Source organism: Peristeroidobacter soli (assembly GCF_004138485.1).
Classification (GTDB): Bacteria; Pseudomonadota; Gammaproteobacteria; order Steroidobacterales; family Steroidobacteraceae; genus Steroidobacter; species Steroidobacter soli.
In genome coordinates this window covers 85,871-100,289 of record NZ_RYEV01000007.1, presented here as the reverse complement: position 1 = coordinate 100,289, position 14,419 = coordinate 85,871, and the positions used below count along the sequence as shown (strand labels likewise).

16 protein-coding genes are annotated in these 14,419 nt (G+C 62.3%); 10 read left to right on the top strand and 6 right to left on the bottom strand.

Annotated elements, in window-relative coordinates:
• The first annotated feature begins 155 nt into the window (after positions 1 to 155).
• Positions 156 to 842 (top strand): class I SAM-dependent methyltransferase, encoded by a 687-nt coding sequence (locus tag EKO19_RS29865; protein ID WP_129781076.1) that lies wholly within the window; start codon positions 156 to 158, stop codon positions 840 to 842.
• Here the strand turns inward: EKO19_RS29865 and EKO19_RS29860 are convergent, their stop codons facing one another.
• On the bottom strand, positions 843 to 1,397 hold the full coding sequence (locus tag EKO19_RS29860; protein WP_129781075.1) for a cytochrome P460 family protein: 555 nt from the start codon (positions 1,395 to 1,397) through the stop codon (positions 843 to 845).
• A 116-nt stretch (positions 1,398 to 1,513) separates the two neighbouring features.
• Between EKO19_RS29860 and EKO19_RS29855 the strand changes: the two genes are divergently transcribed.
• Positions 1,514 to 1,939, top strand: coding sequence for a PaaI family thioesterase (locus tag EKO19_RS29855; RefSeq protein WP_129781074.1), 426 nt, complete (start codon positions 1,514 to 1,516; stop codon positions 1,937 to 1,939).
• A gap of 71 nt (positions 1,940 to 2,010) precedes the next feature.
• Complete coding sequence (locus tag EKO19_RS29850) at positions 2,011 to 2,343, top strand: YnfA family protein (protein ID WP_129781073.1); 333 nt, start codon at positions 2,011 to 2,013, stop codon at positions 2,341 to 2,343.
• A gap of 32 nt (positions 2,344 to 2,375) precedes the next feature.
• Here EKO19_RS29850 and EKO19_RS29845 read toward each other — a convergent pair whose 3' ends face one another.
• Positions 2,376 to 3,587: a glycosyltransferase gene (locus EKO19_RS29845; RefSeq protein ID WP_129781072.1), complete on the bottom strand. Its 1,212-nt coding sequence runs from the start codon at positions 3,585 to 3,587 to the stop codon at positions 2,376 to 2,378.
• 108 nt (positions 3,588 to 3,695) lie between these two features.
• Here EKO19_RS29845 and EKO19_RS29840 point away from each other — a divergent pair, with 108 nt between their 5' ends.
• Entirely contained in the window at positions 3,696 to 4,475 is a 780-nt protein-coding gene (locus EKO19_RS29840; RefSeq protein WP_129781071.1) for an MmcQ/YjbR family DNA-binding protein, read from the top strand.
• Between the two features lie 4 nt (positions 4,476 to 4,479).
• Here the strand turns inward: EKO19_RS29840 and EKO19_RS29835 are convergent, their stop codons facing one another.
• Positions 4,480 to 5,448, bottom strand: a complete 969-nt coding sequence (locus tag EKO19_RS29835; RefSeq protein ID WP_129781070.1) for a threonine dehydratase — start codon at positions 5,446 to 5,448, stop codon at positions 4,480 to 4,482.
• 83 nt (positions 5,449 to 5,531) lie between these two features.
• On the opposite strand from EKO19_RS29835, the gene EKO19_RS29830 reads away from it, so the two are divergent.
• Both EKO19_RS29830 and EKO19_RS29825 read left to right on the top strand, forming a co-directional pair.
• Entirely contained in the window at positions 5,532 to 6,689 is a 1,158-nt protein-coding gene (locus tag EKO19_RS29830; RefSeq protein WP_129781069.1) for an alpha/beta hydrolase-fold protein, read from the top strand.
• A gap of 153 nt (positions 6,690 to 6,842) precedes the next feature.
• Positions 6,843 to 7,727 carry an alpha/beta hydrolase gene (locus EKO19_RS29825; RefSeq protein WP_129781068.1) on the top strand — a complete coding sequence of 295 codons (885 nt, stop codon included), beginning with the start codon at positions 6,843 to 6,845 and terminating at the stop codon, positions 7,725 to 7,727.
• 12 nt (positions 7,728 to 7,739) lie between these two features.
• Here the strand turns inward: EKO19_RS29825 and EKO19_RS29820 are convergent, their stop codons facing one another.
• A complete protein-coding gene (locus tag EKO19_RS29820) occupies positions 7,740 to 7,964 on the bottom strand; it encodes a tautomerase family protein (protein WP_129781067.1) in 225 nt (74 codons plus the stop codon).
• A gap of 146 nt (positions 7,965 to 8,110) precedes the next feature.
• Between EKO19_RS29820 and EKO19_RS29815 the strand changes: the two genes are divergently transcribed.
• Together EKO19_RS29815 and EKO19_RS29810 are read left to right on the top strand one after the other, a co-directional pair.
• Positions 8,111 to 9,697 carry a winged helix-turn-helix domain-containing tetratricopeptide repeat protein gene (locus EKO19_RS29815; RefSeq protein ID WP_129781339.1) on the top strand — a complete coding sequence of 529 codons (1,587 nt, stop codon included), beginning with the start codon at positions 8,111 to 8,113 and terminating at the stop codon, positions 9,695 to 9,697.
• A gap of 7 nt (positions 9,698 to 9,704) precedes the next feature.
• Positions 9,705 to 10,355, top strand: a complete 651-nt coding sequence (locus tag EKO19_RS29810) for an FMN-binding negative transcriptional regulator (protein ID WP_129781066.1) — start codon at positions 9,705 to 9,707, stop codon at positions 10,353 to 10,355.
• 198 nt (positions 10,356 to 10,553) lie between these two features.
• Here EKO19_RS29810 and EKO19_RS29805 read toward each other — a convergent pair whose 3' ends face one another.
• Complete coding sequence (locus EKO19_RS29805) at positions 10,554 to 11,027, bottom strand: c-type cytochrome (RefSeq protein WP_129781065.1); 474 nt, start codon at positions 11,025 to 11,027, stop codon at positions 10,554 to 10,556.
• A 213-nt stretch (positions 11,028 to 11,240) separates the two neighbouring features.
• Here EKO19_RS29805 and EKO19_RS29800 point away from each other — a divergent pair, with 213 nt between their 5' ends.
• Positions 11,241 to 11,636: a hypothetical protein gene (locus tag EKO19_RS29800; RefSeq protein WP_129781064.1), complete on the top strand. Its 396-nt coding sequence runs from the start codon at positions 11,241 to 11,243 to the stop codon at positions 11,634 to 11,636.
• Here the strand turns inward: EKO19_RS29800 and EKO19_RS29795 are convergent.
• Positions 11,630 to 12,898, bottom strand: a complete 1,269-nt coding sequence (locus EKO19_RS29795) for a metal-dependent hydrolase (protein WP_157995501.1) — start codon at positions 12,896 to 12,898, stop codon at positions 11,630 to 11,632. The genes EKO19_RS29800 and EKO19_RS29795 overlap by 7 nt on opposite strands.
• Positions 12,899 to 13,021: 123 nt before the next feature.
• Between EKO19_RS29795 and EKO19_RS29790 the strand changes: the two genes are divergently transcribed.
• Positions 13,022 to 14,413: a GntP family permease gene (locus EKO19_RS29790; protein WP_129781062.1), complete on the top strand. Its 1,392-nt coding sequence runs from the start codon at positions 13,022 to 13,024 to the stop codon at positions 14,411 to 14,413.
• Positions 14,414 to 14,419 lie beyond the last annotated feature (6 nt).

Below are 14,419 nucleotides of genomic sequence, written 5' to 3'. Positions count from 1 at the left end.
CATCAACCCGGCGGAGAGCGCGTTTCGCACAGTCATAATTCTGTTGACCTCTCCTGGGTTGGTGAATGGAAGGATGGGAAGAGTACTCGTACGGCGCGGGGCCGGCAAGTTGGTCCCTCTATCGTCCCGCCGCTTGCCGTGTTCTCATCCATCCCATGAACAAACCCACTGACGCTTTTGCCGATCCACAGGCCGTGGCTCAATATGCTGAAGGCCCGCCGCGTTTGGTTCCCGGCTTCGCGGATCTGCAACGTATGACGGCGCTGCTGCTCGCCGAGCGGGCTCCGCTGGATGCGCGAGTGTTGGTAGTGGGCGCCGGCGGCGGGTTGGAGCTGAAAGTGTTTGCGGAACGTCAGCCGAGCTGGCAATTCGATGGTGTGGATCCGTCGACTGAAATGCTGAAGCTGGCCGAGGCGACGTTGGGGCCGCTCATGTCACGTGTGCGTCTTCATCCAGGTTACATCGATGTCGCACCTGAAGGGCCCTTCGATGCAGCGAGTTGTTTGCTGACTCTGCACTTCGTACCGCCGGAGGAGCGACTGCGCACGGTCCGGGAGATTCGGCGTCGATTGAAACCCGGCGCACCGCTGGTTGTCGCTCATCTCAGCGTCCCGCAAGGTGAAGCTGAGCGTGCACTATGGATGTCACGCTATGTATCCTTCGCGGTTTCTTCCGGCGTCGATCGTGACAAAGCAGAGAAGGCTCGTACTGCCATCGCAGCTCAGCTGCCGATTCTCTCGCCGGAACAGGATGAAGCAATCCTGCGGGAGGGCGGCTTCACGGACGTTAGTTTGTTTTATGTCGGCTTCACGTTCCGTGGCTGGGTTGCGTACGCTGGCTGATCACCGGTGCCCATACTCAGTGAACACGAAATCGCGATTCTTCACGATCGTGTGACAGGCGAATCCGCATTTCGCATCGTGCTCCTGCGGTGGCTGGTCGGCGGTGGTCGCGGGCTTGAAAGTATCGGCGGCGGCGTCGTACTTGAACGCGCCGTATCCCCAGCCGCCACTGTCCGCGAACCGCTTGCTGTCCTTCACCATGAAATCGACATCGGCCTGTTTGCCCGGTGCCCAGGGCTGGCCTGGGAAAGCTTCTTTCTTGACGGCGTCCCAATGAACCTTCGCCATCCTGGCGCCATCGGGAAACGGCTTGCCGTTCGCCGGGATGCCGGCCTTGTAGGCATCGATCATCGCCGGATTGCCGAGGATGGCCGCGAGGTGGCCGCCGTTGTGACTGACGGAGATCAGCTCCCAGCTTTCATAGCCCTTGAACTCGGAGAACGCGAGCCCGCCGGGCACCTTCACTGAGTATTTGTCCTGGGCGGCGAATGCCATCGTCACTGTCAGCGCGGCGCACGCCGTCAACGCGGCTACATACTTCGAAGCAAGACGCATGACAACTCCTGACCGGGCACTGAGGCTGGGTGGATGAGGAAAGCGTACCGGGGACGGTTGCGGTTTTATAGTAAAGTCCGGCTCAAATGTATCCGCGAAGTGGGTATGCGTAGCGCATGACCGAGCACAAACTACTCTTCGATCGAGACGGGCTCGCCGCCTTCCTCGACGGTGCATTCCCCGCCGCTGCGCGTCCCGCCTTGGGCGAAGTGGCGTTCGTGAAGCCCAATCACGTGCAGCTCACGTTGCAGCCTCTCCCCGAGATGGCGCGGCCCGGCAACATCGTGTCCGGCCCCGCGCTCATGGCGTTGATCGACGTTGCAGCTTATGCGGTCGTGCTTGCTCACATCGGCCCGGTCGCCATGGCGGTGACACACTCGATGAACGTCGCCTTCCTGCGCGCGTGTCGCTGGCAAACGATCGTTGCCGATGCCCGGTTGATCAAACTCGGCAGGCGCCTGGCCACGATCGACGTGCGATTGTGGCAGGAGTCGGAAGAGCAGCCGATTGCGCAATCCACCGTGGGCTATGCGTTGCCGTAGCGGTCGCACTTCAAGACGAGGCGCTCGATGAAATCCGATCCGACGACTGCTCGTGCCGAGGGCGGTTGCTCATGCTGATCGCCAAGACCTTTCTGCTCTTCGTGCTCACTGCCGTCGCGGAGATCGTCGGTTGTTACTTGCCGTATCTCTGGCTCAAGAAAGGCGCCTCGGCCTGGTTGCTCGTGCCCGCCGCAGTGAGTCTCGCATTGTTCGCGTGGCTCCTCTCGCTACACCCCGCCGCAGCGGGCCGCGTCTATGCCGCTTACGGCGGGGTGTATATCGCCGTTGCGTTGTTATGGCTGTGGAAGGTCGACGGTGTTCGTCTCACGTCGTGGGATCTCGTCGGAGCGGCGGTCTCGCTGGTGGGGATGGGAATCATCGTCGTGGGCGGCTGGCGGGCGTGAGTGTCACGGGCCCGCTGCCGTCTCCTTGCTAACTATTTTGATTCAAGCAGCCATCGCGCCGCGCGCATCGCTCCGTCACTGATGATCGTATCCGCGACCGCAGTCGCTCGCACCCTAGTGCCATCACTCAATGCAGCCGCGAGAGCGGCGGAGAGTGAGGTCGCAGTGGGCGTCGGCCCATCATGGGCCGAGCCGATTCCCAGATCCCACACTCTGCCGCCCCAGAACGGTTGATCGCCGATCTGCGGCACGATCACTTGAGGCGCGCCGGCCCGGGCGGCGGCGGTCGTGGTGCCGGCGCCGCCGTGGTGAATCACAGCGGCTACATGAGGAAACAAAGCCTGTTGGTTGATCTCACCGAGGATGAAGCAATCTTCACTGTCATCGACCAACGCGAGTTCCGCCCAGCCACGCGACAACAGCACGCGACGACCTTGAGTTCGTACGACATCGATGGCCATGCGAGCAAAGTCCTTCGGCGCGGGAAGGCTCCCAAGCCCCACATACACGGGCGGCGCACCGGCTTCGAGGAATGCCAGCAGATCAGAAGGAAGCGGCCGTGCGTCCGGCAAGATCCACGCGCCAGTCTGCACGACATCGAGCGTCGCGGGCCGGCGCCACGGCGCGAGCACGGGATCGGCAGCGAGCAATACCCGATCGCCGTGACAGTAATCGCGAACGTTGTCGACCCCCGGCAAACCGACCGAAGCGCGCAGGGCGTTGAGCCCGCCGCCGAACAGTTCGTTCATCACCTGCACGTCTCTATCCCACAGCACTTGATTGTCTGTTACGTCACGCGGCAGGGGATGAGTTGGATACTCAAACGGCCGCTGATACGGCGACGGAAGAAACAACGGGCAATAGGCGGCGTGCACGTAACGTATGCCCAGCTTCTCAGCAACAGACCGCGCGGCGGACACGGAGGAGAAAAGGCCGGTCGCTACGATCAGATCGCATCCCTGAGCGGCTGCGTCGATCGCTCCGTACTGAGCCGCCATCACTTTTGCAGCGACCTCAGGCAGGGATATCGTCGCGCGCTTCGGCAACATCTCCTTGATCCAATCGCGCACCGATCTGAAGGCAGGCAACAGCGGCACGCCGGCGTCAGCGAAAAGTCTTACAAACTCCTCATCCGGAGGCGCACATACGCGGGCATCGGCACCGAGGGTGCGTAATGCGACGGCAAGTGCGAGTAAAGGTTGAACGTCTCCACGCGATCCGAATGTGCTCAAAAGTATGCGCATGTCACGGCCTCCTGACGGCAAGGCCGGCGATACTGCGTCACGCCGCGGGCCTTCCTGCAAGCCCCCGGCTGCGGTATATTCTCATCACGCCGGAGAACGGCTCGCTCCATGGCCAAGAAAAAAGATATCAACCAGGCGGTCCGCGAGATTTGCCTGTGGTTTCCCGAGACCGAAGAAGTGCTTTCGCACGGCTCGCCCGATTTCCGGGTGAAGGGCAAGACCTTCGCGAGCTATGTCATCAATCATCACGGCGACGGCCGGATCGCGTTGTGGCTGAACGCGCCTGAAGGTGCGCAGGCTCACTATGTGAAGCAGGAGTCGAAGCATTTCTTCGTGCCGCCCTATGTGGGCCCCCGCGGCTGGCTGGGGGTCAATCTGGACAAGGGCATTTCCTGGAAGACGGTCGCAAGGCTGGTGCGCGAGGCGTATACGAAAGTCGCGCCGGCAGCGCTGACGAAGTCGCTCGGCGCAACCATCGAGATCACGCCGCCCGCCGCGACGCTGAAACCGGAAGACGTCGACCCGATGCAGTCCAAGCGCGCGTTGGCGGTGCTGAAGGAACTGCGTGCCATCTGTTTCTCACTGCCCGAGACGACTGAAGACAAACAATTTGGCAACCCGGTGTGGCGCGCGGGCAAGAAAGTGTTTGCGCAGGCGTACTGCTATCGAGCGGATCGCAAGCTGCAGCTCGCGTTCTGGGTCGGTGTCGATCAGCAAGCGCTGCTGATTCGCGACGACAGCTTCAGCATTCCCGCTTATCTCGGGCATAACGGCTGGATCGCAGTCGATGTCACGAAGGACGCGAACTGGCGCGAGATCCGCTCGCTGGTGCTATTCAGCTATCGTCATTTCGCAATCGGCAGAATGCTGAGGGCGCTCGATGCATGACGTGTCACCGCTCGTTTCGTAGCACGCGGGCGAAGACATTCGCGTCGACATTTCCACCCGACACCACGACCCCCACTCGTTTTCCATTCAACCGATCTCTCTGCTGAATGGCCGCGGCCAGAGCCGCCGCGCCGGCGCCCTCGGCAACATTGTGGGTTGACGTGTAGATGAGGCGCATCGCGCTCTCGACCTCTTCGTCGCTGACGGCGATCACATCGTCGACTTCCCGCCGAATGACTTCGAGCGCCTCGGGCACGGCGGACCGACAGGCCATGCCATCGGCGATGGCTGTAGTGGCGGGAGCGTCGATCGCGACACCGCTCTGAAACGACTTCTGATAGGCCAGCGCCAACGTCGACACGACACCAATCAAACGTGTCTTCACGCCACAGTGAGCCCGGGCCACGGCGGCGGCGGTGATGCCCGATCCCAACCCGATCGGTACATACAAAACCTCGGGTGGCGATGCGTGCAAGGCTTCGAAAAATTCCACGTAGGCAGTGGCGACACCGCGCACGAGCTCGGGATGATACGAGGGCACACGGTGCAGGCCGTCGCGTTTCGCCAGAACTGCAGCGTGTTCCGATGCCGCTTGAAAGTCTTCACCATACTCCACGAGCTCGACATCCAACGCGCGCATCGCTGCATTCTTCTCGACGGAGTTCCCGTGCGGGACAACGACGGTGGCTTTCAAGCCGTGCCGTCGAGCCGCGAAACCAATGGACTGTCCGTGGTTACCTCGAGTGGCGCTGATCAGGTGCCGTACGTCGGGGTGGGTTCTGCGTAACCAATCCGCGTAGGTCAACCCGCCACGCACTTTGAATGCACCCAGCGGCGTGTGGTTCTCATGTTTGACCCACACCTCGAAGCCCACCGTCTGCGTCAGCAGCGGCCAGTTGTACTGAGGCGTCGGCGGCATGGCCGCGTACACGGTTCGTTGGGCACTCTCGATGGCGTCGCGTGTGAAGATCATGGTCTGGCGATCCTGGCGCCGGGCTGGCTCGTGACGATATAGGCTATGATCGTTGCCCCAGGAAAGCCAAGCGATCCTTCGCCATGAAACAGTTATCTATTGGCGCAGCTGTGCTTTTGCTTGCGCAATTCATGCTCGTAACGGTGACATGGGCGGCGCCCACCGTTCATCCCGACAAACGAATCAGCTTCTCGCTGCAGGCGCCCGAGGCGCGCAGCGTGGCGGTCGAGGGTGGCGATGGGCTGGGCAGCGGCCCGTTCCAGATGACTAAAGATGCCACCGGTGTGTGGGGCGTGACGACGCCGCCCGCGGTGCCGGGATTTCATTACTACTGGTTCGTCGTCGACGGTCTCCGGGTCAACGATCCGAGCAGCGAAACATTCTTTGGCTATGGCAAACCGACCGGCGGTCTGGAAGTGCCCGAGCAAGGGGCCGATTACTACGCTATCAAGGACGTCCCACACGGCGAGGTGCGAGAGAAAACCTATTTGTCCAAATCGACGGGCGCGTGGCGCCGAGCATTCGTCTACACGCCCGCCGAATACGACAGGAATCCGCAGGCCCGCTACCCCGTCCTGTACTTACAACACGGCGCGGGCGAGAACGAAACTGGCTGGACGAGGCAAGGCCGTGCGCAATTCATCCTCGACAATTTGATCGCCGCCGGCAAAGCGCGGCCGATGATCGTAGTAATGGAGCGCGGCTACGCGACTCCCGAGACGCCGGATATCCGGCAGGAAAACGTCCAGGCGGCCTTCAGCGCCTTCGAGAAGCTCGTCATCGACGATCTGATTCCGACCATCGACGCGTCCTATCGCAGCGTCGCCGATCGCGAGCATCGAGCCATGGCGGGGCTGTCGATGGGTGGCATGCAGACGTTGTTCATCGCCTCTCATCACCTCGATAAGTTCGCTTACCTCGCCACGCTCAGCGGTCCGATCATTCGTAACGCCAACTTGAGCCGTTTTTCCGAGATCACGATGGACGGGCCGTTCGATACGAAGACGGCTTACGGCGGCATGTTTTCGGATCCCGCCGCCTTCAATAAACGTGTCCGGCTGCTCTGGTTGGGGGTCGGCACTGCCGAACCGGACATGTTTCGTACCAGCATCGGCGGTGCGGTCAAGGCGTTGAAGTCGGCCGGCGTGCAGCTGGTGTACTTCGAATCCGAGGGCACGGCTCATGAGTGGCAGACCTGGCGGCGGAGTCTGCATGACCTCGCGCCGCGGCTGTTTCGCTGATGGCACCGGGCAGCCATCAACGGTAACGCGGCCGTCGGTCCGACGTTCCCAGCTCGCTTACCCGAAATATTCCCTTCGCTACCCGCCGTCGCCGTGGCGCCGACCGGCGCGACGCGGTTCCATCGTGTATCAGGCGGACGCAGGGCGAAGGCAATGATTCATCCGAGCTTGTTGGCGCGGGTTGTATCGATGGTGGCGATTGTATTGGCGGCGTTATCGGTCCAGGCCGAGCAAACATCGACAGCGGCTGCGCCTGCTTACACGATGCCATCGACACACATGTGGGATATGACATCGGAGGGCGGCGAGGTCTATCGCATTTTCGTTTCCTATCCCGCGGCCGAACCGCCGGCCGATGGCTATCCCGTGTTGTATGTGTTGGACGGCAACGCATCCTTCGCCGGCTTTGCGGAGGCGCGGCGGATTCAGGAACGGTTTGAGCTCGGCAAGTCCATCGTCGTCGGCGTCGGTTATCCGACTGACCAGGCGTATGACCTGCGGCGTCTCAACGATTACACCATGCCGATGCTGGACCCGCCGCCGGCGCGGTGGCGGGGTCTGGCGAAATACAAGAGTGGCGGGTGGGATATGTTCCTCGATTTCCTCACCGGCAGATTGCGCACGGAAATCGGCAAGCGCTACAAAATCGATCTGAACAGGCAGTCCCTGTTCGGTCATTCACTCGGTGGGCTGCTCGCGCTTCACACGCTGTATTCGCGGCCGCAGGCGTTCGAGTCGATCGTCGCGGCGAGCCCGTCGTTGGAATGGAATGAACAGGGCGTGCTTGCTGAGGAGCGCGCCTTCGCCGAGCGGCTCACGAGCGGAAAGGTTGGCAAGACGAGTCGTCTGTTGGTAGTCGTTGGCGGCCGCGATGTCGACGACGATCCATACGGTGCGGAGTCCTTTGCGCACCGTATGGAACAACTCTCCGGCTACGGTCTACGGACGCGCTTCCGGAGGTATGAGGAAGAAGGCCACATGACCGTGCCGGCCCGCGCGGTGACCGACACGTTGCGATTTGTCTTCGAGCCTCATTGAAATGTCGACGGTCTAGGCGGCCTTGCCTGCCGCCAGTGCGTGAACATCGGCGGCCCTCAATGCCTTGCCGCCGATGGCCCAATCGCCCCCCTCGAACTCGTTGATACGAACCCACGTGACGGGGCGCATGTTCTCGCCTTCCACGGCGATCATCGCTTCGGTGACTTTGGCGATCAGGTCCTTCTTCTGCGAAGGTGTGAAAACGTCTTTGATCACATCGATGGTAACGAGCGGCATGTTCATCTCCTGACGTTGGTCTGGGCGGACGATTCCGGGGCCAGTGAGGAAATCGTGTCACGCCGAAGCCGGCGAAGCTTGCAGACGGCATGCAGAAATCCTGGAGATTGTTGTAAATCCAGGGGGTGCCGTATCCTTGTCGCGCCATGCTCTACACCTTCGATCAGTTCGAGCTGGATCTGGCGACCGTCGAGCTGCGGGCGCACGGCGCGGTCGTGGGCCTCGAACCGCAGGTGTTCGCTCTGCTGGCGCTGCTGGTGGAAAACGGCGAACGGGCGGTTTCCAAGGATGAAATCATCGAAAAGATCTGGGACGGTCGCGTGATCTCGGAGGCGGCGGTCGCGAGCCGGGTGAAGACCGCTCGCCAGGCGCTCGGCGACGACGGCAAGTCACAGAAATACATCAAAACTCTGCATGGTCACGGCTATCGTTTCGTGGCCAAGGCGCGGGCCGCGCGCGCTGCGGTGTCGGCGCCGCTGCCAGCCATTGAATCGTGTGAGCCAGATCCCGGTCTGGCAGATATGGTTCACCGCCTCGACCGAATGTCCCGGCCCTCGCTCGCGGTGCTGCCGTTTCGTTACGTCGCCGGCGATGAGCGGTACGCCGCGTTGGCCAGCGCTCTGCCGGATGAGCTGATCACCGATCTGGCCCGATTGCGCTGGCTGCTCGTCACTGCTCGCGGATCTTCTTTCCGCCTGCGTGCGCCGGAGGCGGATTTTGGTGATATCGGGCGGTTGCTTGGCGTGCGGTATTGCCTGTCAGGCACGGTCGAGGTCGCCGCGGATCGGCTGGTTGTGCTGGTCGAGTTGGTGGATACCAGCGACGGTTCGGTTGTCTGGGCCGATCGCTTCTCCGGCCGGATCGACGATGTGCACGCGATGCGTGAGCAGATTCGCTCCCAGGTGCTCATGGCGCTCGAGATCCGCATTCCATTCCACGAAGCGTCGCTCGCACGGCTCGCCGCCGTTGAGAATCTCGATGCGTGGTCGGCGTATCATCTGGGCCTGCAGCACTTGTATCGATTCAATCGCGTCGACAACGGCGCCGCGATGAATCTGTTCCAGCGCGCCGTGGGATTGGATGCCACGTTCGCTCGCGCGAACGCCGGGCTGTCATTCGTTCATTTCCAAAGTGCATTCATGCACTACACGGACGATATTCCGGGCGCGATCGCTCAGGCTCGCCGTTTCGCCGAGCGCGGCCTGGAGCTCGATCCGTTCGATCCCTTCGTCAACTTCACCATGGGCCGGACTTATTGGCTGGAAGGCGATCTCGACAGCAGCTTGAGCTGGCTGGAACGCGCGACCGATATCAGTCCTCACTATGCGCAAGGCATCTACGCTCGCGCCTGGACGGAGGCGCTGTCGGGGAAGGCCCTCGATGGTCGCGAGCACGTCGATCTGGCCATGCGCCTGAGCCCGCTCGACCCACTGCATTACGCCATGCTCGCAACGCGCGCGCTCACTCACCTGGCCGCGAATGAAGATGACCAGGCCGCTCACTGGGCCGAACGCGGCGCTCGCTCGCCCGGCGCGCATGTGCTGATTCGCGTCATCGCCGCCGCCGCTCATACGCTCACCGGCGACACCACCCGCGCTGCCTTCTGGGCGGATAACGTGCGTCAGCGCAATGATGGACTCACGCGCGAAGTTTTCTTTCAATCGTTTCCCATGAAGTCCGAGCCGATGCGCGCGCGGTTGGATCGGGCGTTGGGAGAGTTGGGGTTCAGGTAAACGGTCTATGTATCTGCCAGAGAAATTTGCCGAATCCAGGCCAGCGGAACTGTTTCGCCTGATGCGCGAGCATCCGCTGGGCATGCTGGTCACGCACACGCCCAGCGGCCTCGAAGCCAATCATCTGCCGTTCCTTCTGGATGAGGGGCGAGGGGCTTTCGGCACGCTGCTGGCGCACGTGGCCCGCGCCAATCCGATCTGGCGCGAGGTCGATGATGGGGCCGAAGTGTTGGTGGTATTCCGGGGAGCGCAGGGTTACATCTCGCCCAACTGGTATCCGACCAAACAGGAAACACATCGCCACGTGCCGACCTGGAATTATGAGGTCGTGCATGCGCATGGGCGCATTCACGTGCGTGACGACGAGAAGTTCGTTCGAGGCGTGGTGGCGCGGTTGACCCGTGCTCATGAGGCGGGTGAGCCGCGGCCTTGGAAGATGACCGATGCGCCCGAGGATTACATCGCGGAGCAGTTGAGTCACATCGTTGGGATTGAAGTCGAGCTTACACGCGTCGAGGGTAAGCGAAAGCTCAGTCAGAATCGGGAGCCGCGAGATTTCGAGGGCACGGTGAGCGCGTTGGAGGAGAGAGGGCGTGAGGAGCTGGCATCGGCGATGGAGCACGCCTATTCGGGCATCACATCTTCCAGCACTTCGTAGTGCTGCACTGTCTGATCGTAGTCGCTCAGCGTGGCGACGGCCTCGGATACTCGTGAGCTCTGGTGCGAGGTGCTCGACCTCGCCATTCGCGAACGATCATGAGGTCCGGTCGCGCCGGCTCGGAGCTGGCGGTACAAACAAACACGCCCGGGCAGCTGTCGCTTGCCCGGGCGTGCCGAGGATCAGTCAACGAATCGATCAGTGCTCTTCGGCGCGGAACGTCTCGTGGCAACCCTTGCAGGTCTTGCCGGTGTCGGCGAACGCGCCCTTGATGGCCGCGACGTCACCGCTGTTGGCGGCGGTCTGCAGCTTCGGCGCGGCGTCGGCGAAATTCTTCATCGCGGTCTTGAACTCGGCCGGCTTGCTCCAGATCTCGGCCTTGGCCTGGGTCTTGCCGGCTTCCGGACCGGAGCCCGCCGGGAACCACTTCTCCTGATTGACCGAGGCATCGTTCACCACTTTCGCGGCGGTCTTGATGGCGGCCAGGTCCGGTTTGTCGGTCTTGATCTGATCGCGGATCACTTTGAAGGAGTCGCCGAGCTCGTGATAGTGATCGTGACGGGCCTTCTGCAGCTCTTTGACGTTGGCCGGCTCGGAGGCCTGGGCCGCCACCAGCGCGAGGGCGGGGGCCAGCAGGGTCGCGAACACGGCGGAACGAAGCACTCGATTCATGGATGACACCTGGCTATGCAATGGAGGGCTGGGCTTGAGACGGCCGAAGCTTATCCAACTTCTTCTGACAGTATGCTGACTTTTCTGTTAGGCACACATGTCGGATCGAACTGACAAAACTTTGCCCGATTCTTGACCGGGTTGTTACCGAATGACATTCGTCGGCGCATGCCGTCGGCTATGCTCCAGGCTCGAACCGAAGGGAGCAAAGCAATGAATAAGACACGAGCATGGATGGTTGCAGCCGTCGCCACTGTACTGGGGGCCTGCGCCAGCACTCCGAACCAATCACCCGCGCCGGCGCTGAAGGCCGCGGATCTCAGCGGCAATTGGTTGCTGACCACGGAGAGCCAGATGGGGGCACAGGACGCGCGCATGACCGTGCGCCAGACCGGTTCAGCGCTGGCCGGCACGATTACCGGTCAGGCCGGCAGCGTCGACTACACGGGTAAAGTCAACGGTGAGGCGGTGGCGTTCGACTTCACCATCAATATCCAGGGTACCGATCTGAAGCTCGACTACACCGGCACGGTGGCCGGCGACACCATCACCGGCAAGGCGGTGTTCGGTCAGTTCGGTGAAGGCACGTTCACGGCCAAGCGTCAGTAGCCCAACAGGTCGCGCCTCGGCTCGACCCAGTTCGGCACGAATCGCGGACAGTTGGGTTGATCGGCGATGACGATCTCCGCGAAACCCAACTCCGGTTCGCGGTCATAGCGCAGGTCGCCGAGCACCAGCCCGTCCTGGGTGGTCGCGAGCCAGGGCATGCGGATGAAGCGGAACGCGGCGGCCGCGTCACAGTGAGTGCGCGCGAGATCGACGAGTCGCACGATGGGCGTGCTGATCTGCCCATACCATTTCAACCGCGCCGTGCTGTCCTTGGGAACGGGCACGAGCGGCGCGGTGATCTCGAGATCGAGGCTGCGGCTGAGACACCGCTCGGCCGTCAGCCACGCCGGAGTCATCGTCAGCATCGCTCGTCGCACGATGGCGTTGCCCGCTTCCTTTTGTAACATCATCACTTCCCAGCAGGCCGGATTGACAGGCATGGGCGTGACGATGCGATCGAGCAGCGTGCCGTCTGGAAACTGTTGAGCGGCGAGGGCATCGACTCGCGACCTCGCCATGTTCGCCGTGATGACAAACATCGCGGTCGACCCCAGCCACACTGTGACGCCGGCGGCGAGCGCAATGCGGGCCGGCGACCGTTGCCCGATCAAGAGCATCGCCACGACCAGCAATGCATAAACGACCGCCAGCGCTCGCGGCACCATGCCGCTGAAGAAGCACAGCGCGATGGCGGCGACCATCAGCAGCAGCACCAGGAATCGCGCGACGTGACTCTTGAATATGAAAGCGAGCGGCGCGCAGGCGGCCCAGAACAGCGGCTCGATGATGAACACCGAGTCGCCGTAGAACCAGCGATTGTCCACCGGCCAGAATGGATGCACGCCGTAGTTGTTGCTGAAGTCCATTGCGATGTGAAGCAAGGGAGTGAACAACAGAATCGCGGTCAGCAGCGCGTAGTCCGGCGATGAAGCTTGCAGACCGCGCCGTCGCAGCCACCGGCGTGTGACCGCGAGGGCCGCGAGGCCGAGCAGCAGTGCTATCAAAACCGTGTGCGTGTGGCCGCGATGATGCAGCAGGTAACTCAGCTTGCCGCCGAAGAACGAATACGACAGATCGGCATCGGGCAGATTGCTGCCGACCGCGGCCAGCGTGACGCACAGGTTGCGACGTGTGGTCGCCGGCAGCGTGCTCCGCCGGCCGGGCGCGACTCGCGCGGCAACCTCACCAACCAGCGTGCCGATAATGGTGTGGGTGATGTTATCCATCCGGCCAGTGTACTGATCCCCCGAATCGGTTGACACGCCCCGCCCCGCCAGGGCAAGCTGGCCGAAAATCATCATCTGATGAATTAATTCCGATCCGGCCAGCAATGGTCATGACAGGGGGCGGCGAGACGCGACAGCGATTGCGCCGTGAGGGGCGCCATGACTTTCGCCATCGTCCTGCTTGCGTTGGTATTGCTGATGCTGGCCGCGTATCGCGGTTACAGCGTCATTCTGTTCGCGCCACTGGCGGCTCTGCTGGCGGTGTTCCTGACCGATCCCGCCGCCGTGCCTTCGGTGTTCACCGGCCTGTTCATGGAGCGGATGGTCGGCTTCCTGAAGCTGTACTTCCCGGTGTTCCTGCTCGGTGCGGTGTTCGGCAAGTTGATCGAGCTGTCGGGGTTCTCGCAAGCCATCGCCGCGGCCGTGATCCGGCTGGTCGGGCAGGAGCGTGCGATCCTTTCCATCGTCCTGGTCTGCGCGCTGCTGACTTATGGAGGCGTGTCGCTGTTCGTCGTGGTGTTCGCGGTCTATCCGTTCGCGGCCGAGATGTTTCGTCGCGGGGACATTCCGAAACGGCTGATCCCGGGCACGATCGCGCTGGGGGCGTTCACGTTCACCATGGACTCGCTGCCCGGCACGCCGCAGATCCAGAACATCATTCCGACCACGTTCTTCGGCACGACCACGTGGGCCGCGCCGCTGCTGGGCACGATCGGCGGCGTGTTCATTCTGGTCTGCGGCCTGTTATATCTGGAGTGGCGTCGTCGTCAGGCGTTGCGCGATGGCGAGGGATACGGCACGGGTCACAGCAATGAGCCCGAGGCCGTCACGGGTGGCGGTACCACGCATCCATTGATCGCGATCCTGCCGCTGCTGGTGGTGGGCATCGCCAATCTGTTTTTCACGCGGCTCATTCCGCATCTTTACGAGCCGACGATCGAGACTCATCTCGCCGGGCTCGCGCAACCGTTGGTCACGCAGCTGGCGAGCGTCGTCGCGATCTGGGCCGTGATGGGCGCGTTGTTGATGGGCATCCTGACGGTGCTGTTGTTTGCGTTCCGTCCCGTTGTCACCAAGTTCGCTGAAGGCACGAAGACCGCCGTCGGTGGCGCGCTGCTCGCATCGATGAATACGGCATCCGAATACGGCTTTGGCGCGGTGATCGCGGCGCTGCCGGGATTCCTGATCATTCGGAATGCATTGATGTCGATTCCCGATCCGCTGGTGAATGAAGCCATCACCGTGACGACGCTTGCCGGTGTGACCGGCTCGGCGTCGGGCGGACTGAGCATCGCGCTGGCGGCCATGTCGGAACATTTCATGTCGGCGGCACAAGCGGCTGGCATTCCACCTGAAGTGCTGCATCGAGTGGCGGCAATGGCCAGCGGCGGCATGGATACGTTGCCTCACAACGGCGCGGTCATCACGTTGCTCGCGGTCACCGGCCTCACGCATCGGCAATCGTACAAAGACATCTTCGCCATCACCTGCGTGAAGACGTTGGCCGTGTTCTTCGTCATCGGCGTGTACTACGCCACCGGCATCGTTTGAGCATAC